Genomic DNA, 22109 nt, shown 5'->3' with positions numbered 1-22109 from the left:
AAAGTTCATTGCTACTATTATAGCTTTAATAATGAGATATTTAAATAGTTACTTATAACTCATATAAGCTGAATGTTCTTTCTAAATAATGTAGATTTATAAGTGACGTGTTTTGATCCTCATGAGCTATTGCTCATGTGTAAGAACCGCTTCAATTTCAAAAGCGGAGCACCTGAGTAAAACTCATGTGTAAGAACCACTTCAATTTCAAAAGCGGAGCACCTGAGTAAAACTCATGTGTAAGAACCGCTTCAATTTCAAAAGCGGAACACCTGAGTAAAACTCATGTGTAAGAACCACTTCAATTTCAAAAGCGGAGCACCTGAGTAAAACTCATGTGTAAGAACCGCTTCAATTTCAAAAGCGGAACACCTGAGTAAAACTCATGTGTAAGAACCGCTTCAATTTCAAAAGCGGAACACCTGAGTATAACTCATGTGTAAGAACCACTAACTCAATAAATTGAGAAGTGGTTCTTTAGAGAAGTGGTTCTTTAGAGAGGTGGTTCTTTATAGAGGTGGTTCTTTAGAGAAGTGGTTTTTAAAAAAGGTCTAAGACAACAACTGATGTCCTAGACCTCTACTCAACATATTTAACTCTAATCAAAGCATAAACTGTTTAAATCACTCAGAATATTTAACTATTTTTAAATTACCTGCATCATCATCGCCCTCTAATTGATAATCAACCGAGCCATATTGACCATTTTCTTTCAATGTATTGGCAGTTACATAATAAGTTTTACCTTGTTTTACGATTTCAGTAATTTGAGGTTGTTGTAAATATAATAAATTGTTTCCTTTTACCCCACCTTTAGTTGCTTTATAATTATCAGTATCTTTCTTCAAATAATTAGAAACTAATGAAAAGTTGCTTTGACTATGTGCACTATTCATTGCAGCTGTGTAATTACCGAAAAAATTAGCCACCTTATTTCTGAAACTATTTTCTTCTTTTTCTTTCTTTTCTACATATTCCTTGATTTTATCACTATCAAAGTTCATAGTAACTTTCGTTTTATCTTTAAGATTATCTGTTTTCACAGTTGTTTCTGCTGATTTAAACATTTTCTTCTTGGCTTCCCCTTCAGCAGATATTGTTAAATCTTTTGTTTTAGGGTATGGTCCAATTTCTTTTGCTTTAGCATAATCATAAGTTTTATCATTAATTTTCACTTTAACCGAGTCTTTATCTATCTCTGATGCACCGCTTAACTCCACTTGAATGTATGCCTCATCAAAATCTTCATGTACATCTACGGTTTCGTTATTACTGTTATTAAAATCAAATCTGAGATGACCATCAAACTGTCCATTCTCCATCTCTTTTTTAGTTTCTAAAGCATAATCACCTGGGATAAATTTACCTAATGAGGTTGCTTTGTTTTTCTCTGCTACAACAGTTTTTTGTTTATCACCAGATTTAAATTTGTAAGTAGTCTCATATTTAGGTTTTATAATCGCTTCTTTTGTCGGTGCGGTAAAGTTCATATTATCAAATATTAAATAGCGTCTGCCATTTTTACTAACACGTAATACATTCTCACCATTTTTAGCTGTTACAGAATCAGCTTCTTTCGTATCACTCTTGTTTAACTTCTCTATTTTTTGGTTTACATCTTTTACAAAGTTATCCATACCTACTTCTTCTTTGATATATCTTATATAAGCTTCTGCTTCGTTTTCATCTACACTATTATTTTGTGTACTTAAAATAGTAGAAAGTTTTTGAGTATCATTATTATCAATTGCATTGATTAAGATTTCTGACTGTGCCTCAGGTGAATTGAAATTTTTTAATAAGATAAAAATTATGATAAGTAAAATTACGATAAAAAATGCAATTCCCAAGGGTATAATTTTACGCGCTTTAATATTTGTTATTTTTTTAGTTTCTTTGGATGAACGCGTCATTTTTGCTGAATCATCTTGACGTAGTAACCGTCCACAATGGCCACATTTTCGTTGTCCATCTCTTGTATTTCCCCCACACTTAGGACATTTTTGCATTTTCTCACCAACTTTATACCTGAATTTTTGCACTATCCCGTTATTTTAACATATTATAAGTTGAAACTATATGTATGTTCTTCATGGTTCTTTATAGTATGAAGGATAGTTTTAAACAACACAAAACGCTATTGCATCATTTATATTATATTTAATCTAAATCTAAATTGATATACATATTTAGTCTAGTATTACTTTGATCTTGTAACAAACTGTTCAATAACTTTAACTAAATAAAAGGTACCCATTTTCGAATCGAATATATTCTTATGTCATAAGCTATACTCTAATATTTTATGAATGATTTTTAATATTGAAGTTTTTTAATCTTTGTCCAATGATTTCTAGAACATAACGCGCTTGTTCTATTTCATCATCAGACAAATCATGTAACATGTCACTGACAATATCATTTATAATCGATTTACTTTCACGATTAAATTGTTTCCCCTTCTCACTCAATGTTATGTATTTTAATCTTTGATCTGTGCTTTCTTCTGTTTTAACCCATTCCACTACTTCAGCTTGAATTAATTTCTTGATTCTTCTACTAACTGCTGCTTTATTAACCCCTTGTCTTTCAGTTATCTCAGTTAAAGTCATTGCTTTTTCATTCTCAAGCATTAAAATAACGTTAGCTTGCTCTTTAGATATATTATATTCTTCTCTTAACTCTTTCAATAACTTAGCTAATAATGTGTTGACATCATCAATGAATTCTCCCATGAATACAATGTGGTTGCCTAAATTTTTCACCATCAGTTACACCCCTATATCTTCTAAGTATAAAACATTTCATTTATATTTTTATATTATGTTAATAATATCAATATTTACAGCTGTATAAAAGTAAAATTTGATAAGTTTATTTCACTTAAAACAATAGCTATATTTCAGCAAACTTAAGCATTGTTAGAGTTGCTTATTTTAGAATATTAAACTACATTTAATATACTAAACAATCTGGAGTGAAGCATTAACATGTTGTCATTGTTTTTATGTATTTTAATATTAATCGCATTCATAAGTATGTTCTTAAATTTTAACTTTTCTACAAATCTCATCAGTTATATTTCCCAGGTAATAGTTGGATATGCTGTAATCATTTTACATATCGGTCAACATACTTTACCGATAGATTTAACAGTCACTATGTTGATAGGCGTTATACTATTACACGTGAAACACAAGCACTTATTACACCATCAAAAGAGTACATTATTTTTAAAACGACTATACTTTGTTGTTTTTAGAATCGTCGTCTTTATGCTTGCCTGCTATTATATTAGTTTTATCCCTATTGCCCTTAATGTGATTTTCTTATGGATTGCAGCAATTGCTTTTAGTTCTATATTCACCTTTATTTGTTATGTGCTATGTTCGTCTGCTTTTTTAAATAAAAAAGCGCCTCGCGAATTTGATACTATTCTTGTTTTAGGGGCTGGTATTTTCACGGAACAAGTCACACCAATGTTAGCATGCCGACTTGATAAGGCTTTGCGTTTGTTTGAAATAAATCCAAATGCAACATTTATTGTGAGTGGTGGTCAAGGGCCTGACGAACCTATTTCAGAAGCACGCGCGATGCAACACTATTTAATTCATAACGGCGTTGCTCCTCATAACATTATATTAGAAGATCAATCGACAAGCACTTTAGAAAATATTATGTACACTACGCAACTTATTCAAGATGCTTTTTCTTATAAGCCTAAAATTGTCTGTGTAACTAGTCAATTTCATATAATGCGTGCATTACGTTTTGGAGAAAAATTTAAGTTAAAGTTATCTGGCGTTGGTAGTCATACACCTTATCATTTTTTTGAAATCGCATTAATACGAGATTTTTTAGCATTAATGTATCAATATAAAATGATGTTAACTATTTATTTTGCTACTCTCTTTTTTATATGTATTATTGCATTTTGGCATATTCCTCATCTGTAACCTAATTGCATTACTTAATTTGTAAATATAAAAGTATAAAATAAAGCCAAGGGCATAAATCAACGCCCTTGGCTCTTATAGTTTCTATTAGTTATTTACAATAACGCCATCATCGAGTTCTATAACTCTATCTGCGTATTCAAATAATCTTTTATCATGAGTAATCATAATACCAATCATTTTTTTACTTTGGATTTGATTTTTAATCATCTCTATAACTTCAGTTGCTCTTTCTGCATCTAAACTTGCAGTTGGTTCGTCTGCTAAAATTATTTTAGGATTATTCATTAAAGCTCTCATAATTGCTACACGCTGTTTTTCACCGCCTGACAACATATGAGGAAATACACTTAATCTATGTGACAAACCGATTTGGTTTAGCAACATTTCAGCTCTTTGGTCTGCATCTTTTTTAGACATACCCGCTTCTCTACCGATTGTTGTTAATTGCGCTTTTACCTTTAAATAAGGTACTAAATGAGATGATTGAAAGATAAACCCAATTTCATTCAACCTTAATTCTGATGCTTTCTTGTTACTATCATATAAAGGTGCATCATTATATAAGATCTCACCACTATTTTGTGATAATAAACCACCTAAAATAGTTAATAATGTCGTTTTACCTGAACCTGAAGCACCGTTGAGTATAACGAACTCACCATCGTTCACTTCAAAGTTAATACCTTTTAATACAGTAGTTTCTGATTGACCTTTACCGAATGATTTTTTAATATCTTTAACTTGTAAACTCATTATTCTCCACCTCCAATTGCTTCAATAGGATCAACTTTAAATAATTTAATTAGTGATAAGGCAGCACCAATAATAGCTACCACGATAAATACTCCGACCACGAGCAGTAAATTAGATGGTGTTACGTGGAATGGCATAGATACTGGCATAACTAGTGATAAACCACTAATAATACCTACAGAAATCAATACACCTATCATAGTTGTAATTAATATTTGGATTATAAGTGCGCTAATTAGATGTCTTGTCTTAATACCAATTGCTTTTAAAATACCGATTTCTGGAATTTTTTGGATTGTCATTACATAGAAAAATGCACTTAATACAATTGCTGAAATTACAAATAAACTTATAATCATCATATTTAATGGTGCTTGCTCTGCTTGATAACTGGCAATTTCACTTGTAATATCATCCTCACTAAATACTTTCACCCCTGAAATGTCTTTAATTTTATCTTGCTGTGCTTGAGATAACTCTTTTACAGGGTAAACAGTACTACTCTCTTTATTCAAGTTATCAAAGCCGTCATTACTCATCATTACTGCTGAACTATGAGAGTACATTGTATCGTCTAGAATACCTGATACTTTAAGTTTTTTTCCATCTTTCACTTTTATAGTATCACCAATATTAATACCATCAGCTGTAAGCTTAGTATTGATGGCTACTTCATTGTCTTTTGTTGGATAGTTACCATCTTTCAATTCTGGCTTTTCATTTTTCACTGTATTCGTCGTGATAACGTCTTCTTCGTCTTTATTTATTTTTAACGTTTGCGATGCTAACTTTAATGGTTCTTGGTCCGTAATATCTTCAATTTTCTTTTGCTGTTCAGGGCTAATAATAGACTTTGTAATATCTGGTTGTTTATTATCCTGTAAAACGTATTTTTCAGTTTTCATGTTATCTAACATTGATATGTTTTCTCTGGCTAAACCTTGTGCTAACCCACTAATAAATAACACCATAATGCCAAGCAATAATATAATTAACATGATTAAAATATAACGAAATTTATAATATTTAATCTCTTGCCATGCTAACTTCATCAATTCCCACTCCTTCTCTAAAACTTATATTTAGAGTCTAATATCATTATGTGAACTCAATATGAACAATTGTTAATTTTTTACTATTTGTGAAGTTATTTGGTTATGTTTATAATGGCAATAATACTGAATAAGGAGATTTTGGGCATGACAACTTGTTTAATTGTTGATGACGACAAAAAAATACTAGAGTACGTTTCTAATTACACACAGCGTGAAGGTTTAAATACAATTACGCAATCTAGCGCTGAAGATGCCTTAACTTACCTTGAAACAAATCAAGTGGATATTGTAATTATTGATGTCATGATGGGAGGCATGAGTGGTTTTGAACTTTGCAAAATATTAAAAGATGATTATGAACTTCCTGTCATTATGCTAACTGCTCGTGATGCATTAAGTGATAAAGAGCAAGCCTATTTAACTGGTACTGATGATTATGTGACGAAACCCTTCGAAGTTAAAGAGTTAATGTTTAGGATCAAAGCAGTACTTAAACGTTATAATATTAATGCATATAATGAAATCACTATCGGTAATATTACTTTAAATCAAGCATATTTAGAACTTCAATCTGATACAAAATCAATGAATTTACCTAATAAAGAATTTCAATTACTTTTTTTACTCGCATCTCACCCTAGGCAGGTATTTAATCGTGATGTATTAATAGAAAAAATATGGGGATTTGATTATGAAGGCGACGAACGTACAGTCGATGTCCATATCAAACGCCTAAGGAAACGCCTTGAAAAATTAAATGCTAACGTGACGATTTTTACAGTACGCGGATTAGGTTATAAGGTGGATGACCATGTTTAAATCACTATATTCAAGAATTGCGATATACACAATTGCCGTCATGTTATTTAGTGCTATTGTAAGTTTTTTATGCACAAATATCATTTATCATAACCATTTAAAAGCAAATAACGATGCAAAAATCATGCGTACTTTAGAAGATGCTATCAGTTATCAAAAACAAACAAATATTAAATCTTTAGATCCTTTTTTCAACCATTTAGGTGAAATGAATTACCAAGTAATGACAGTTTCTGAAAATGGTCAACGTTCTTTTTATGGTGCTAAATTTAGAAAAGATAACGTAGATAACAATGTCATCCAAACCGTATTAAAGGGCAAAGACTACCATGGTATTCGAAACCTACCATATAATCCAATTGTTACTGGTTTCTTTGAAAATACTACGCAAAATACTGTAGGTATGTCCTTTGAAGATAAAGGCAAAAAGTACGCAGTATTCATGAGACCTGATATCGGGAAAACATTTAGTGAATTCAGAGTATTTTTAGTTATATTAATCTCATTATTACTTTTGTTTTCTATTATATTAGTCATTTTATCAACCTATACTATTATCAAACCTATTCAACAATTAAAACATGCAACTGAAAGACTTATGAAAGGTAATTTCGATACGCCAATTCATGTTACCAGAAAAGATGAGTTTGGGACATTGCAATTTCGCTTCGATCGTATGCGTCTTTCACTTAAACAATTAGACGATATGCGACAACATTTTGTTCAAAACGTATCACATGAAATTAAAACACCATTAACACATATTCACCATTTATTGGACCAGTTAAAATTTGCTGAAAATGCTGAAGCACGCACACAATATATTGATGATATATACCAAATTACAAGTCAACTAAGTGATTTAACTAAAGCATTGTTATTATTATCAGAAATTGATAACGGAGAACATTTAGTCTTTGAAGACCATATTGAATTAAACCAATTGCTCAAACAAATCATTCGTCACGAACAATTTTCTGCTAATGAAAAAGATTTAATTATCATGTCTGACTTAGCTGAAATTACTATTGTTGGTAATGAGCGCCTTTTACATCAAGCTTTCCAAAACATAATTACCAATGCCATAAAATATTCGCAACAAGGCGGTATCATCGATATCACGCTTAATCAAGATTTCGAGACAATCACTTGTAAAATCACAGATGACGGAGAAGGTATGTCTAAAGAAACACAAGCACGTTTATTCGAACGTTTTTATAAAGCAAGTAGTCATGATAATAGTAATGGCTTAGGTCTAGCTATAGCAAAAACAATATTTGAACTACATGACGGCACTATCTCAGTCCATAGTATAAAGAATGAAGGCACTACCTTTATAATTCAGATTAAAAAAGTGAGTCTTGTTCATTGAGACTAAGATAAATATTTCTAGTGACAGTACAAAATGCTGGGAGTTGCACATATATTTACGTGCTCTCTCAGCATTTTCTTTATAATTAAAAAACAATATAAAAAGACAAACTGCACGCTATAAGAGCGATTAGTTTGTCTCTATTAATATAAACAATAGACTTAGATATATAATCAAGCTTTAGTGTATTAAGTGATTAATTAATTTTTAAATTTTCCGTTATTTCTTTATTTAATTGAGTATATAACGCTTCATTTTCTGATAGTTTCATGCCATACGAAGGTATGATTTCTTTGACTTTATCTTCCCAAGTAACGAATTCGTCTTTGTAACAACGCTTGAGCAAATCAAGCATAATGTCGACTGCCGTAGACGCCCCTGGAGAAGCACCTAAAAGTGCAGATAATGAACCATCTTCTGACGTAATAACTTCCGTACCAAATTGTAATGTTCCTTTACCTTGATCCGTATCCTTGATTACTTGCACACGTTGACCAGCAACGACAATTTCCCAATCTTCACTTTTAGCATTAGGTACAAATTGACGTAAATCTTCCATACGTTCTTCATTTGATAACGTTAATTGCGAGATAAGATATTTCGTTAAATTCATCTCTTTAATTCCTGCAGATAACATCGTAATAAGGTTGTTTGGCTTAACAGACTTGATTAAATCCATATTAGAACCCGTTTTTAAGAATTTTGGTGAAAAACCTGCAAATGGACCAAATAAAATAGTTCGTTTGCCATCTATATAGCGTGTATCTAAATGTGGTACTGACATTGGTGGAGCACCTACTGGAGCTTTACCATAAACTTTAGCTAAATGCTTTTGGGCAATAGCTTCATCTTTACATACTAAGAACAATCCACTTACTGGGAAACCACCAATATGTTTAGACTCTTTAATTCCTGTTTTTTGCAACAACTGTAAACTAGCACCACCAGCGCCAATAAATACAAAGTCACTTTCAACAATCGTCTCATCGTTCGTTTGCAAGTCTTTAACTTTCACTTCCCACACGCCATCTTTACGTTGCTGAATATCTCTTACTTCATGTTCATAATTCAACTCTACTTGCTTATCTTCTAAATTTTCGAATAACTTTCTAGTTAATCCACTGAAGTTAACGTCTGTTCCTGTTTTATCATAACTAATCGCCATTGGTATATTGGACGTACGGCCCTCCATAATAAGTGGTGTCCATTCAGCGATTTTATCTTTATCATCTGTGATTTCCATATTACTAAATAAAATGTTTTTGTTTAGTCTGTCTACACGTCTTTTCAAGAAATCAACATTTTTAACACCTTGAACAAAGCTCATATGTGGTACTGGTTTGATAAATTTCTCTGGATTTTCAAGTTGTCCTTTTTTAATCAGATAACTCCAAAATTGTTTTGAAACTTGGAATTGTTCATTAATTTTAACTGCTTTATTGATATCTATTGTTCCATCTTTATTTTCACTAGTATAGTTTAATTCACATAACGCAGAATGACCTGTACCTGCATTATTCCATGCATTGGAACTTTCTTCCGCAGGTGTAGCTAACCTTTCAAACATCTTAATTTCTTTCTCAGGTGCGAGTTCTTTTAATAATGTTCCTAACGTTGCGCTCATGATACCGCCACCAATTAAGATGACATCTGTTTTGCTATGTTGTGTGCTCATAACAAATACAGTCCCCCTTTTATATGTGTTAAATAGAAACGTTGTCTTTAATGTTATTACTCACATCAATAAAAATAAAGCGTTTTCTATAGATTAAAATAATAAAGCACGTATTATCGCTATGTAATTAAGCAACAACACAATATATTTCCATACCTCTCTAATTATATACATAATCAGCTCATGAAAAAAGGGCTTTCAGAAATTCTACACAAATTTTGTTAATATGTGTTAACTAGCTCACACAGAAATTCTTACACTTTCTTAGTGAAAAGGCTAATATAACGCTATATTAATTGCTAGTTTAAAATTATTTAGCTATTATACCTATACAAAATTCATTTCATGCTATAATGAGTTTCAATTTAAGTAAAGTTCTTTTGGAGGTTTTTTTAATGAAATCAATAACATTTTTCATGCATAATGTTTATGCAATGGGAGGCACCGTCAAATCTATTTCTCAAATGGCAAATATATTAGCTGAAAAAGGACATCATGTAGAAATCATAACTATTTTTAAAGGGGCTGATTCGCCTTACTTTGATATTCATGAATCCATTAAAATTAAACCTTTAATTAACTATCAATTTCATCCACTTAATCTAAAAGATATTGTTATAAATAGAATCGCTAAATTCACATCATTTTCCAGACCAAAATATATTTCGCAATTTGAACCAGGCATTGATCAATTTTCTCACTATATAGAGAAGAAAATGATTAAAGCTATAAGCAATGTTTCTACAGATGTGATTGTAGGTACACGTGCAAGTTTTAATATATTAATTGCTAAATACGGTAGTACTCAAATTGAAAAAATTGGTATGGAGCATATGAACTTTGACGCACATTCTGAACCATATCAACAAGAAATTATTAAAAGCTACAAAGATTTAGATAAAGTAACAACATTAACTACTGCAGATAAACATAAATACCAATCACATATCGATACACCTATATTCGTAGTTCCTAATATTATCAATGAAGTTCGTCTCCACGAGCCGAAAGAAAAAATCATCTGTGCGGCTGGTCGTTTAGAATATGAAAAAGGGTTTGATTTATTAATTGAAAGTATTAATCATATTCAACAAGCTGTTAGGAAATTTAATTATCAAGTCCATATATATGGTGAAGGCAAAGAACAAGTGAATTTACAACAACTGATTAATCAATATAATCTATCAGACATTATAAAATTATATGGCTCCACGCAGCAATTAAACGAAAAACTAGCAATAAGTGAAATTACGGTTATCCCTTCGCGTAATGAAGGTTTCGGTATGGTGATATTAGAAGCTATGAACCAAAGTAGCGTAGTAGTCAGTTTTGATGGCAATGCTGGACCTGATGCAATCATCCAAAACAATATAAATGGCTATTTAATTGAACATGAAAACGTAGATGCATTATCTGATCAATTACGCCGTCTCATAAACCAAGAGTTTAAAGACGAGGTTGTCATTCAAAATGGTTATAAAACCGTTGCATCTTATGCACCAAAAGCGATTTATCAAGACTTTTTAACTATGCTAAACGCTTGATTAGATTAATGTTGAATAATTGCAAAAACGAATTAGTATAAAATTTGCTAAATACCTTATTAACAAATTCAAGAATCAAGATATGTACTTAAGGCGCATGCAATATAATAATGCATAAAAAACACGCTCGTTTAATTCATAGCAAAATGAATTTATACGAGCGTGTTTTTAATTTTTCTTCATAAATAAGATGCATTTACTTAATTAAGACGACTTTTTATTTATAGTTTAACAAATTTGATTATTACAAGAATAAATGTAATAAGAATGTCCAAACACATACAAATATAAGTAAAGCAATGCTATAACGTAATGTCATTTTCAACAATTCAGATTCTTTTCCGACTTGTTGTACAGAAGCTGTCGCAATTGCAATAGATTGTGGTGATATCAACTTAGCCGCCACACCACCAACAGTATTTGCTGATACTAGTAAAGCGCCACTAGCACCAATATTATTTGCTACTGCTGCTTGAATTGGTGCAAATAATGAGTTGTTATTTGTAACAGAACCTGTTAAGAATACCCCAATCCAACCCAATATTGGAGATAACAATGGGAAGATACTTCCTGTTTTCGCAATACCCTCACCTACTGCGCTACTTAGACCAGCGTATGTCATTAATTTAGAAATTACCAAGATAAAACAAATCGTTATAATTGGTAACCACAATTCTTTAAATGCCTCTTTAAATAGTCGTACGCCATCCTTAAATTCTACATTTTTTGACATTAAAATTGTGATAATAATTACAAGTAAAATAGATGTTCCTGTTTGGCCTACTATATTCAGTGGTAACGTGATTGCTTTATTTGCAATGTCACTATAAGTTCCTGGTAACGTTATGTTAAAGACAAGTGCAGATAATGCACCATCTGGAGCGAAAAGTGATTTAAAGCTTTGCGCACTCCAAATCATTACAATCACAGTTAAAATCACAAATGGGCTCCAAGCATAAATAATTTCTTTAGGTTTATGTTTTGTAATTATTTGTGGCTTTTCATCTTTATTCAATCTAAAAATATTTTTCGGTTGGAATTTTTTCGAGAATAAAGCTAAAGCTAACATTGAAACTAATGGTGGTATAATGTCCGCCAATTCAGGTCCAATAAATACAGTAATTAAACCTTGTAAGACTGCGAAAGTCCCACCGACAATTAAAATAGCTGGTAACGTTTCTTTAATACCTTTAAAACCATCAATAATCCATATTAATAAAAATGGTATTAACAGATTCATAAATACTAAAGTTAATGCTGACATTTGTGAGACTGCCATCCCTGAAATATTATCTGGCAAACCTAATGTATCAATAACAGTGACAGGTAGACCAATTGCCCCAAATGCACCTGCAGACGCATTAGCTATTAAACAAAGCATCGCTGCTTGTAACGGCCCAAACCCTAACTGTGTTAGTAATAATGCACAAATCGCAATTGGTACGCCAAAACCTGCTGCACCTTCTAAAAAGCCATTAAAAGCAAAACCAATTAACAATAATTGGATACGCTGATCTTGTGAAATACTAGAAATACTATCTTGTATTGTATTAAACTGGCCAGTTTCATTCGTAATCTTATAAAGTAAAACTGCCATAACTACAATATATCCAATTGGTATAATACCTTGGAAAAATCCTTCAACCACTGCTCCTGATGCTATCATCACAGGTAGTTTGAAGAATAGCATTGCTATAATAAGTGTAACAACTACAGTTGTTAATGAAGCATAAATACCTTTCATCTTAAAAAGAGTTAGACATAAAAGAAACAAAACTATAGGTATTGCTGCTACTAATGTTGATAACAAGATGTTACCAAAGGGGTTAAAAGATTCTACAAACATTTTGACTCACTTCCATTTTCTATTTTTATTTGATATTGAAGAACCTAACATTGTGATTTTTTTCACAATTAAATTATAACATTTTTCTTTCTAATTACAATAAATTTTTGAGAATTAATTTCCCCTCGTTAATGTTTCCCCTATTTTATAAATTTTAAAAGTCATTTTCCAATAATTTAAAGCTTAAAAAATAATTAGTTTGATGCATTTAAGTTTACAAGGGAATCTTTTGTCATAGGTTCTTTACATGATAAAATAGTATAAACAACTATTAAGTAGAGGTATACAAATGATAAAACAAATTGAAATTACAGCGTTGCACCTTTTAGAGTCTGAATTGGAAAAAGCAATATTAGAGGGTTATTCACACTTTGTATTAATTAATGACCATATTGAAATATATCAAAATATGCTTGAAGCGGTTGAATTAAAACCATGCCCGATTGTAGCAGACTATACAGTTCAGCAACAATACGTCAACGACTGTCGCTATTTTGGAAAATCAGAAATAACTTTTAATGATTGGATTGAAAATATTAACCACTTTCCAAATGTTATTTTCCATATAGAAACAACACAAAATAACTTAAAAAATTTTGAAGTCAACAATATTTTTGACTTATCGCTGGTTTCACTATTACAAGATGATGTTTGTACAGATAGCCATGTGGTCTTTAATTTTGAATCTACATTTATTACAAGCGACCATATTTGGAATGAAATTTATAAATTAACGCCATTAAACACGACTAAATTTAGCCTGAATAAATTGGCTTATGAACATAAACATGCTGTGCCATTTAAAAATAGTGAAACACTCGCACCAGAGCAATTGCGCTTTACAGATAAATGCTTAAAAAATACCGGTTTTAAATTGCCTCATTGGTTTTATCATATGCTTCAACAACATTTTGACAAAAAACATCGTGAAGCAAGTTATATTTATGAAAAAGACAAATCTAAAGTTAAAAATCACATCGTTTTCTTAGGTTTTGATTATGGTTTCCGTGGTAATTCTCGTTACTTATTTAATCACTTTGCAAAACATTTTACTAAATTACCTATTTATTTTATTACTAACGATGTAAACGGCCCTAATTTTATTAAACCAGATGATCCAAAAGCTAAATTACTTATCGAAACTGCACAAGTTGTTATATTAGAAAGTTATATACCAGACTCACTAAAACCAAACGGAACCATTATACAACTTTGGCATGGCACCCCTATAAAAAAATTATTTTTAGATAGTCCTGAACCAACTCAAAACCTTAATATTTATAATTATCGTGCACGCAAATATAACAAATGGTTGCAACAAGACTATTTCGTCAGTGATTGTTCAGCGATCATTGATTATTTTAAAACTGCTTTCCCACAACAACAAACACATATATTAAATTGTGGTTATCCAAGAGTTCGGTACTTATTAGATAAACAATCTGATCATCACTATATTTCATTTATCAAAAAAGAATTGAAATTAAATCCAGAAAAAGAGACATTACTTTATGCACCTACTTGGCGCACCGATTATGATGAGTCTGATTTATTACCAATAAGCGATGGCCTTCTAAATAAATACAATGTTATTTTCAAAGGACATGTTGAAGATAATTCTAACTATGTTCCGGAGAACGCAATTATTGCGCCTTCACATATAGAAGTTCAAGATTTACTATTGATTTCAGATATAGTCTTAACTGACTATTCATCGATTATTTTTGATGCATTAACTATTGATAAAACGGTCTGTCAATACACGCCAAATCACGAAAAATATGTTTCTGAACGTGGTGTTTATGAAGAAGTAATGCACGCGCTATCTACAGTACGCTACAGTGATGCTAAAGCATTACTCAACGATCTAATAAGTCATCAAATGAAAGATATACACGATAATTCTTTTGTAAATAAAGATAACCATGCTTTTGAAACTATTTCTCACGTCATTCATAAATGCACTAAGTCTAAGTAAAATATAATATTCAGCTTTTTAATTACGTGTACAATTATTAATACATGTTAAAAATGTATCAGTCATAAAGCTTTCTAACTTAAAAATAAACGTCAATTTCAATAGAAATTGACGTTTTCGTTGTTTTATTTAATTTTGTTATGTGGTGATATTCAAGAGAATAATATGAGTGAGAGGCAACAGGCTTGCACCATATATTCTTATCGTCCTTAAATTTTACATGTTCAAAAATCCTAGCACTTTAAATATAAAAGAGAACTAATCTAAATCGATTAGCTCTCTTATTTTGAATAATTGGCCCTTATTCTCCTGTTACTTACTTCATAATATTATTTTTATTGTTGATACGCTGGGTCTACTACTCTAACTGTACCTTGTTGGTCTACTGTAGCGATTGTATAAGTCCCTGGTTGTGCTTGATTTTGGAAACTAAAGATATAACTATAGTTCCCTTCGCTACCTTCAATAGCATAATCATTGAATGGATTAGATTGACCATTTAATGAGTTAACTTCAGCAGTGGCGTTGTCCAATGAATTTTGGAAATTAGGTAAACTTTGTAATGCAGTTTGTGGATCTACGTTACCAGATGTAATATTTTGCGCTACTGGTACAGCATTTTGTCCTTGATAAGGAACTACATATTGTGATGTGCTTGAGTTTGATGCATTATTATTTGAATTGGCATTATTGCTAGCACTGTTACTACCATTTGTATTATCACTATTCGCATTGTTGTTATTTGTATTGTCACCATTTCCTGAATTTGATGCGCTATTTCCACTATTCGCATCACTAGATCCGTTGTTATCATCTGAATCAGAACTATTACCTGTGGTATTACCATTGTCATCAGAAGAACTGTTACTATCATTTGATGTACTGTCAGAATTATTTCCATTACTGTTAGCATCATCATCTGAAGAACCATCTTTGTTAGATTTACTATCTGAATCTTTGTTTTTGTCTGAGTTTTTGTCTGAGTCTTTGTCAGAGCTATCATTGCTCTTCTTGTCATCATTTTTAGAATCTTTTGATTTATCATCAGATGATTGACTGTCTTTTGAATTATCGTCCTTTTTGCTACTGTCTTCATCGCTACCATTTGAACAAGCCGCGAGTGCTAAAGATAAAGTAAGAAAACCTGCTAATAGTTTTTTCATATAGAAAAACCTCCTTATTTTTTAATACTCACAACCTAATGGTCAGTATCTATGTATATCATTCCCCAAGAGGTTGAATGAGAATTAGTTTATTATTCACTATAAAATTAACACTAAACATCTTTAATGAAAAATCCTTAAAAAAATTATATAAATTTAACAAAGTCAAAATATTTCTCAACTTTATTACAGTTCCATAACATATTTAAATTATGTCACAAATCATTCAACGAAACTTTGTTGCTAAATTTCTTTTTCCATAATTAAATCTATATCGACTACATTACCAGTATAAAAGTGATGTTCTCCTGTAACACGCAGTCCTTGTTTTTCGTAAAAATTAAGCGCTTGCTTATTATGCTCCCAAACACCTAACCAAATTTTAGTTTTCTTTAATTCTCGCGCTTTTTCAATTGCGAATTCAAAAACGTGTTTTCCTCGTCCGCCCCCTTGAGCCTTTGGTAAAAAATAAATACGTTGTATTTCGAGGTATTCATTGCCTTTTTCTTCCGATTGGGCTTGATTAATATTTAATTTAAAATATCCTACTATCTCTTTATTTTCTTTATAAAAATAAGTGAAGGATGATTTATTTTCTAACTCTTTATTTAGTTGTTCTAAATTATAAGCTTCATTAAAGTATTTCTCGAAATCTTCATCAGTGTAACCACCGTCTTCAAATGTTGTCTTAAATGTAGTGATACTAAGTTGACGCAATTGTTCTAGCTCATTAGATTTTACCAATTCAATATGAGTCGTCATATTACTCCCCCCTACTTTGTTCTCTCTTTAAAATCAATTATACTAAAACACTGCTTATCTTACTATTGAACAATAATACTTTTATAATTATTTATTTTTCTTTACAAAAATCAAATTGTTTTTAATTTAAAGCGCTTACCTAAAAAACGTATAGTTTAGCCTTATTGTGTAATATTCAATTACATGATAAAGTAGTTCTAGTTTTTTAATTGTTCTTAAATATATACATAAGGGAGTGCCATTTGGCAATGACTGAAACATTTAAAGCTTTTGTAGTCGATGAACAAGACGGCAAAGTAATTAACCAATATAAAGATTTATCAATAAATGATTTACCAGAGGGCGAAGTACTTATAAAAGTTAAGTATTCTGGTATCAATTATAAAGATGCACTGGCAACAGTGAAAAATTCAAAAATCGTAAAATCCTACCCAATGGTTCCAGGTATTGATTTAGCTGGCGTAGTAGAACATTCTGATACTCATGCTTTTGAAGCTGGTGACGAAGTTATTGTTACTGGTTATGACTTAGGTATCAGCCACTTTGGTGGTTTTAGTGAATACGCACGTGTTAGAGAAGAATGGATTGTGCCTTTACCAAAAGACTTAACCCTTGAAGAAGCTATGATTTATGGAACAGCTGGCTATACAGCAGGTTTAGCTATCGAAAAGTTAGAACATAATGGTTTATCTGTAGAAAAAGAAGATGTACTTGTACGTGGTGCAACAGGCGGTGTAGGTACCCTTGCAGTAATGATGTTGGACTCTATCGGCTTTGATGTTGTTGCAAGTACCGGTAAACAAAACGCTGAAGCTAAGCTTAAATCTTTAGGTGCGAAAGAAGTAATACCTCGTATTTCTGAAAGTGATAACAAACCACTTGGTAAACGTACTTGGCAAGGCGCTATTGATCCAGTCGGTGCCGAGAGTTTATCACAAATCATTAAACAATTAGATTATGATGGCAGCGTTGCTTTAATAGGTATGACCGGTGGAACAAACTTTGATAGTTCTGTATTTCCATTTATATTAAGAGGTACTAGTATTATAGGTATCGATTCAGTTTATACTGAAATGAAACAGCGCAAACATATATGGCGTCGTTTAGCAAAAGACTTAAAACCAGATCAATTACATGACATAAAACAAGTTATTAAATTTGATGATATTGAAGCAAGTATTAAACAAGTACTTGAACATGAAAATTCTGGCCGTATTGTCATCGACTTTGAAGCATAAAATGAATACAAAATAATGTTTCAAATTATAAACAATTCATAAATTGTCACTCTTGAATAGAGCGTAAATATGAAAGCAAACTTTAAAATTTGTTTTCATATTTACGCTCTTTTTCGATTCATTTCTATTAATATAAACCCACATTTTTATGCATATGAATAAAAATTACATATCATATAAATAGATATGAATAAATAAAAATCTTATACTTTAATATTTACAAGCAAAATATGAAAGCGTATACTTATCTTTATCGAAAACATTCAGGAGGGTTTTTATGGGAATAAAAGTAAATAAAAAGCTCATCTTTTTCCTTGGTGCATTGGGAGGTTTACTCTATGGTTATGACATGGGAGTAATATCTGGCGCCTTATTATTTATAAGAGATGATATACCTTTAAATAGTTTTACTGAAGGTCTTGTAGTTTCGTCTATGTTAGTTGGGGCAATATTTGGTTCAGGTGCTAGTGGACCGATGTCTGATAGGTTAGGCCGCAGACGTGTTGTATTTATTATAGCAATTATTTACATAGTAGGTGCTTTAATATTAGCCTTAGCACCTTCCATGCCTATACTAGTTCTCGGTCGTCTAATCATTGGTTTAGCTGTAGGTGGTTCTACTGCTATCGTACCAGTTTATTTATCAGAAATGGCACCTACAGAACAACGTGGTTCATTAAGTTCTTTAAACCAATTAATGATTACAATTGGTATTTTATCATCATACTTAATCAACTATGCATTCACACCAATCGAGGGTTGGAGATGGATGCTTGGACTTGCAATAGTACCTTCAGTTATCTTATTAATAGGTGTGGCATTTATGCCTGAAAGTCCAAGATGGTTACTTGAGCACAGAAGTGAAAAAGCAGCTCGTGATGTGATGAAATTAACATTTAAAGATAGTGAAATAGACAAAGAAATTGCGGATATGAAAGAAATTAATAGCATTTCTGAAAGCACATGGAATGTTTTAAAATCACCATGGTTACGACCAACACTGATTATCGGAAGTATCTTTGCATTACTTCAACAAATAATAGGAATTAATGCAATCATTTATTACGCACCTACTATTTTCAATAAAGCTGGTTTAGGTAATGCTACTTCTATTTTAGGTACAGTAGGAATTGGTACCGTGAATGTCTTAATTACAATTGTTGCTATCATGATTATTGATAAAGTAGATCGTAAGCGTCTATTAGTCATTGGTAACATTGGTATGGTAGCTTCACTACTGATTATGGCTGTCTTAATTTGGACAATCGGTATTCAATCATCCGCATGGATTATCGTAGCTTGTTTAACTTTATTCATTATATTCTTTGGCTTTACATGGGGACCAGTACTTTGGGTTATGTTACCTGAATTATTCCCAATGCGTGCACGTGGTGCGGCAACTGGTGTCGCAGCACTTGTGCTATCAATCGGTAGCTTACTAGTTGCGCAATTCTTCCCGATTTTGACGGATGTATTGCCGGTTGAACAAGTATTCTTAATCTTTGCTGCGATTGGTATTTGTGCCTTAATCTTTGTAATCAAATACTTACCAGAAACACGTGGTCGTAGTTTAGAAGAAATTGAAGCAGACTTACGTTCTAGAACAAACGCTGCAAATGCAAATATAGAAGAAACTAAATAGCAATTAGCTAGGAGGCTGAGACAATTAATTTGTCCCAGCCTCCTCATTTGTTATATTCAGATTACAAACTATAAATTAATGCTTAACTATTAATATTTGAAATACATACCACACGAGTTAGGTTCTGTAGTAATAAATCCAAATTGTGCATACAACTGATCTGCAGGATAATCAGCTATTAAACTGACATAGGTTCCTGATTCGGACTTAGTGTCAATATATTCCATAATATTTGTCATTATTTCTTTTCCATAGCCATGGCCTTGATATGCTGGATTAACTGCTATATCAATGATTTGAAATGCCGTTCCACCATCGCCAATCACTCTTCCCATACCTATTAATGCCTGTTGATCATAGATTGTGACATTAAAACATGCATTAGGTATACCTTTTTCTGCAGCTTTTCGAGATTTTTCACTCAGTCCAGCTACTTTACGTAAATTTCTATAGTCTTCAACGGTTGGTGGTTCATGCTTTAACTCAATCATTTATTATTTTCTCCTAAAAATCATATTATAAATATTTTTTCATAACTACTTTATTTGATTCCTTAAAGACATCATTATGACTTGATACATACCCTTCTGCATCTGCTTTGGGCTCAATATAAAGCTTAGCCAAATTTGCAGCATTAGCCGCGTCACTAAAAGCACTTGCAATAAGATGTGCCTTTGCTTCATGATATATAATATCACCACATGCATACAGCCCATCAATACTCGTAGCAGTATTGCCAAAGCCTTTAATACTGTACTCGTTAAACATGTCTACTTGAGTTGAAGAAGCCTCTAGCAATGTATTTTCTCTATCAAAACCATGGCTGATAATCACATCATCAAATGCTTTAACCGTTTGTTCTCCTGTTTCAATATGCTCTAATATCACTTTTTCAATTTGATTTTGTCCTTGGTCACCTATAAGTTGATATATATGTGTATTCGGTATTTTTTCAACATTCAATTGTTCCATTTTCTCTCTCATTGCTTCGTAACCTTTAATATCAGCTTTTCTATAAATGAGCGTAACACTTTTAGCGTAACCACTTAAATCGTTAGCCCAATCCAGAGCTGAATTACCTGCACCAGAAATTAATACATTTTTATCTTTAAATTTCTTCAAAGACTGTACGACATAATGTAAGTTAGTCAATTTATATCTTTCTGCGTCTTTAATGTCTAGTTGTTTAGGATTAATGATACCTCCACCAATCGCTATAATTACCGACTTCCCTGAAAATATTTTCCCTTTATCCGTTTTAACCTCAAAATGTTGTTCCGCAATTTTTCTAATATCAATTACACGTTCTTCTAAATTTACTGCGGGATTAAAATGCAGGCCTTGTCTAACTGTATCTTGAATAACTTCAAAACATGGTTTCGGCGCTAATCCGCCAATATCCCATATAATTTTTTCTGGATAGACATGCATCTTGCCCCCAAGTTTATCTTGAATATCTATGATACGAGCGTTCATCCCTCGTAATCCTGAATAGAAACTAGCAAACAATCCTGCTGGTCCGCCACCAATTATTATAACGTCATCCATAAAGCTTCCTCCCAAATTTAACATGTATCTTACATACATTATGCTATAATTGATAACCATTATCAATGAAAAGCCTTTATAACTTCCATTTTTATACATTTACTTATCATCTTAGATTACTCTATTTAATTATCATTATATTGATATAACATGTAAGAATCATAATTAAGAAAATATAATTTAAGATAAAATCTGTAATTAAAAAAGAGAAATAGGAAATCCAAAATTTTGGAATTTCTTATTTCTCTCTACAACTGGACAGCGATTTAACATTATTATAAATTGCTATCCACTATTTTTATTAATCTCTAGGATCTTTAATAATTGCGTTTCTTAATACGAAAAACAGCAATATAAAGCCTGCAGTTAAAATAGTATGACCCATACCCGCAAAGCCAGCAAACGAATCTGGAACAGTAAGCCCAATAACTTGATAAGTTCCCTTCGTAAACATCATACCTATCGTAGTCAGTACACCAACATTATAAATAATAAAGAACCAGTTAAATAAATAATAACTATCTAATTTAAATATTTTCACAACAGGTAATAAAATAAGGTGCATAAACATACCTAATATTAACGTGTGTGTATGTACAACTACGAGTTGTGTATCTCCAGTAAAGTTATGAGCGAGCGTTAATTCACGATAATAAAATCCACTTAATAAACCTAATATTGTATAAACTAAAAAAGCATACAGTACTCTACGCATAGATAATCCTCCTTAAGCATATTATAGGATAATATTTTAA

At 31.6% G+C, this 22109-nt stretch carries 18 protein-coding genes; 7 read left to right on the top strand and 11 right to left on the bottom strand.

Annotated elements, in window-relative coordinates; all coding sequences use genetic code 11:
• Nucleotides 1-623: 623 nt before the first annotated feature.
• Together ACM591_RS04070 and ACM591_RS04065 are read right to left on the bottom strand one after the other, a co-directional pair.
• The gene (locus ACM591_RS04070) at nt 624-2009 is read right to left on the bottom strand and encodes a TcaA NTF2-like domain-containing protein (protein WP_029378410.1); all 1386 of its coding nucleotides are present in this window, start codon (nt 2007-2009) and stop codon (nt 624-626) included.
• Nucleotides 2010-2303: 294 nt separating this feature from the next.
• Nucleotides 2304-2768, bottom strand: coding sequence for a MarR family winged helix-turn-helix transcriptional regulator (locus ACM591_RS04065; RefSeq protein WP_418354435.1), 465 nt, complete (start codon nt 2766-2768; stop codon nt 2304-2306).
• A 222-nt stretch (nt 2769-2990) separates the two neighbouring features.
• On the opposite strand from ACM591_RS04065, the gene ACM591_RS04060 reads away from it, so the two are divergent.
• Nucleotides 2991-3956, top strand: coding sequence for a YdcF family protein (locus tag ACM591_RS04060; RefSeq protein ID WP_029378408.1), 966 nt, complete (start codon nt 2991-2993; stop codon nt 3954-3956).
• A gap of 87 nt (nt 3957-4043) precedes the next feature.
• Here ACM591_RS04060 and ACM591_RS04055 read toward each other — a convergent pair whose 3' ends face one another.
• Nucleotides 4044-4712, bottom strand: a complete 669-nt coding sequence (locus tag ACM591_RS04055) for an ABC transporter ATP-binding protein (RefSeq protein ID WP_029378407.1) — start codon at nt 4710-4712, stop codon at nt 4044-4046.
• A complete protein-coding gene (locus ACM591_RS04050; RefSeq protein WP_038679041.1) occupies nt 4712-5764 on the bottom strand; it encodes an ABC transporter permease in 1053 nt (350 codons plus the stop codon). The genes ACM591_RS04055 and ACM591_RS04050 overlap by 1 nt, the downstream gene beginning before the upstream one ends.
• Nucleotides 5765-5911: 147 nt before the next feature.
• Between ACM591_RS04050 and ACM591_RS04045 the strand changes: the two genes are divergently transcribed.
• Together ACM591_RS04045 and ACM591_RS04040 are read left to right on the top strand one after the other, a co-directional pair.
• Nucleotides 5912-6586 (top strand): response regulator transcription factor, encoded by a 675-nt coding sequence (locus ACM591_RS04045; protein ID WP_029378405.1) that lies wholly within the window; start codon nt 5912-5914, stop codon nt 6584-6586.
• A complete protein-coding gene (locus ACM591_RS04040) occupies nt 6579-7958 on the top strand; it encodes a sensor histidine kinase (RefSeq protein ID WP_418354434.1) in 1380 nt (459 codons plus the stop codon). Before ACM591_RS04045 ends, ACM591_RS04040 begins: the two co-directional genes overlap by 8 nt.
• Before the next feature lie 196 nt (nt 7959-8154).
• Here ACM591_RS04040 and mqo read toward each other — a convergent pair whose 3' ends face one another.
• Nucleotides 8155-9633, bottom strand: coding sequence for a malate dehydrogenase (quinone) (mqo, locus tag ACM591_RS04035; protein ID WP_029378403.1), 1479 nt, complete (start codon nt 9631-9633; stop codon nt 8155-8157).
• A gap of 395 nt (nt 9634-10028) precedes the next feature.
• Here mqo and ACM591_RS04030 point away from each other — a divergent pair, with 395 nt between their 5' ends.
• Entirely contained in the window at nt 10029-11177 is a 1149-nt protein-coding gene (locus ACM591_RS04030; RefSeq protein ID WP_029378402.1) for a glycosyltransferase family 4 protein, read from the top strand.
• Nucleotides 11178-11421: 244 nt separating this feature from the next.
• Here the strand turns inward: ACM591_RS04030 and ACM591_RS04025 are convergent, their stop codons facing one another.
• Nucleotides 11422-13023, bottom strand: a complete 1602-nt coding sequence (locus ACM591_RS04025; protein WP_326026641.1) for an L-lactate permease — start codon at nt 13021-13023, stop codon at nt 11422-11424.
• Nucleotides 13024-13312: 289 nt separating this feature from the next.
• Between ACM591_RS04025 and ACM591_RS04020 the strand changes: the two genes are divergently transcribed.
• The gene (locus ACM591_RS04020; protein WP_029378400.1) at nt 13313-15001 is read left to right on the top strand and encodes a CDP-glycerol glycerophosphotransferase family protein; all 1689 of its coding nucleotides are present in this window, start codon (nt 13313-13315) and stop codon (nt 14999-15001) included.
• 335 nt (nt 15002-15336) lie between these two features.
• Here the strand turns inward: ACM591_RS04020 and ACM591_RS04015 are convergent, their stop codons facing one another.
• The gene (locus ACM591_RS04015) at nt 15337-16164 is read right to left on the bottom strand and encodes a hypothetical protein (protein WP_326025919.1); all 828 of its coding nucleotides are present in this window, start codon (nt 16162-16164) and stop codon (nt 15337-15339) included.
• A gap of 243 nt (nt 16165-16407) precedes the next feature.
• Nucleotides 16408-16926, bottom strand: a complete 519-nt coding sequence (locus tag ACM591_RS04010; protein ID WP_029378398.1) for a GNAT family N-acetyltransferase — start codon at nt 16924-16926, stop codon at nt 16408-16410.
• Nucleotides 16927-17174: 248 nt separating this feature from the next.
• Between ACM591_RS04010 and ACM591_RS04005 the strand changes: the two genes are divergently transcribed.
• Complete coding sequence (locus ACM591_RS04005) at nt 17175-18164, top strand: acryloyl-CoA reductase (protein WP_326025920.1); 990 nt, start codon at nt 17175-17177, stop codon at nt 18162-18164.
• Between the two features lie 277 nt (nt 18165-18441).
• Nucleotides 18442-19806 (top strand): sugar porter family MFS transporter, encoded by a 1365-nt coding sequence (locus tag ACM591_RS04000; RefSeq protein ID WP_029378396.1) that lies wholly within the window; start codon nt 18442-18444, stop codon nt 19804-19806.
• Between the two features lie 89 nt (nt 19807-19895).
• On the opposite strand, the gene ACM591_RS03995 is transcribed toward ACM591_RS04000, so the two are convergent.
• The 3 genes from ACM591_RS03995 to ACM591_RS03985 all read right to left on the bottom strand — a co-directional run bounded on the left by ACM591_RS03995 (nt 19896) and on the right by ACM591_RS03985 (nt 22069).
• Nucleotides 19896-20297, bottom strand: coding sequence for a GNAT family N-acetyltransferase (locus ACM591_RS03995; RefSeq protein ID WP_058625526.1), 402 nt, complete (start codon nt 20295-20297; stop codon nt 19896-19898).
• 25 nt (nt 20298-20322) lie between these two features.
• Nucleotides 20323-21354, bottom strand: a complete 1032-nt coding sequence (locus ACM591_RS03990) for an NAD(P)/FAD-dependent oxidoreductase (RefSeq protein ID WP_326026642.1) — start codon at nt 21352-21354, stop codon at nt 20323-20325.
• A 301-nt stretch (nt 21355-21655) separates the two neighbouring features.
• A complete protein-coding gene (locus tag ACM591_RS03985; protein ID WP_017723240.1) occupies nt 21656-22069 on the bottom strand; it encodes a DUF2871 domain-containing protein in 414 nt (137 codons plus the stop codon).
• Nucleotides 22070-22109 lie beyond the last annotated feature (40 nt).

This window comes from Staphylococcus sp. Ze2 (genome assembly GCF_048568365.1).
Taxonomy (GTDB): Bacteria; Bacillota; Bacilli; order Staphylococcales; family Staphylococcaceae; genus Staphylococcus; species Staphylococcus xylosus.
The sequence above is the reverse complement of the archived record's forward strand: the minus strand, read 5'-3'. Positions and strand labels throughout refer to the sequence as shown.

Excerpts from the sequence above, each read along its gene's own strand:
- ACM591_RS04070 (WP_029378410.1), bottom strand. The coding sequence starts at position 2,009 with ATGCAAAAATGTCCTAAGTGTGGGGGAAATACAAGAGATGGACAACGA.
- ACM591_RS04065 (WP_418354435.1), bottom strand. The coding sequence starts at position 2,768 with ATGGTGAAAAATTTAGGCAACCACATTGTATTCATGGGAGAATTCATT.
- ACM591_RS04060 (WP_029378408.1), top strand. The coding sequence starts at position 2,991 with ATGTTGTCATTGTTTTTATGTATTTTAATATTAATCGCATTCATAAGT.
- ACM591_RS04055 (WP_029378407.1), bottom strand. The coding sequence starts at position 4,712 with ATGAGTTTACAAGTTAAAGATATTAAAAAATCATTCGGTAAAGGTCAA.
- ACM591_RS04050 (WP_038679041.1), bottom strand. The coding sequence starts at position 5,764 with ATGAAGTTAGCATGGCAAGAGATTAAATATTATAAATTTCGTTATATT.
- ACM591_RS04045 (WP_029378405.1), top strand. The coding sequence starts at position 5,912 with ATGACAACTTGTTTAATTGTTGATGACGACAAAAAAATACTAGAGTAC.
- ACM591_RS04040 (WP_418354434.1), top strand. The coding sequence starts at position 6,579 with ATGTTTAAATCACTATATTCAAGAATTGCGATATACACAATTGCCGTC.
- mqo (WP_029378403.1), bottom strand. The coding sequence starts at position 9,633 with ATGAGCACACAACATAGCAAAACAGATGTCATCTTAATTGGTGGCGGT.
- ACM591_RS04030 (WP_029378402.1), top strand. The coding sequence starts at position 10,029 with ATGAAATCAATAACATTTTTCATGCATAATGTTTATGCAATGGGAGGC.
- ACM591_RS04025 (WP_326026641.1), bottom strand. The coding sequence starts at position 13,023 with ATGTTTGTAGAATCTTTTAACCCCTTTGGTAACATCTTGTTATCAACA.
- ACM591_RS04020 (WP_029378400.1), top strand. The coding sequence starts at position 13,313 with ATGATAAAACAAATTGAAATTACAGCGTTGCACCTTTTAGAGTCTGAA.
- ACM591_RS04015 (WP_326025919.1), bottom strand. The coding sequence starts at position 16,164 with ATGAAAAAACTATTAGCAGGTTTTCTTACTTTATCTTTAGCACTCGCG.
- ACM591_RS04010 (WP_029378398.1), bottom strand. The coding sequence starts at position 16,926 with ATGACGACTCATATTGAATTGGTAAAATCTAATGAGCTAGAACAATTG.
- ACM591_RS04005 (WP_326025920.1), top strand. The coding sequence starts at position 17,175 with ATGACTGAAACATTTAAAGCTTTTGTAGTCGATGAACAAGACGGCAAA.
- ACM591_RS04000 (WP_029378396.1), top strand. The coding sequence starts at position 18,442 with ATGGGAATAAAAGTAAATAAAAAGCTCATCTTTTTCCTTGGTGCATTG.
- ACM591_RS03995 (WP_058625526.1), bottom strand. The coding sequence starts at position 20,297 with ATGATTGAGTTAAAGCATGAACCACCAACCGTTGAAGACTATAGAAAT.
- ACM591_RS03990 (WP_326026642.1), bottom strand. The coding sequence starts at position 21,354 with ATGGATGACGTTATAATAATTGGTGGCGGACCAGCAGGATTGTTTGCT.
- ACM591_RS03985 (WP_017723240.1), bottom strand. The coding sequence starts at position 22,069 with ATGCGTAGAGTACTGTATGCTTTTTTAGTTTATACAATATTAGGTTTA.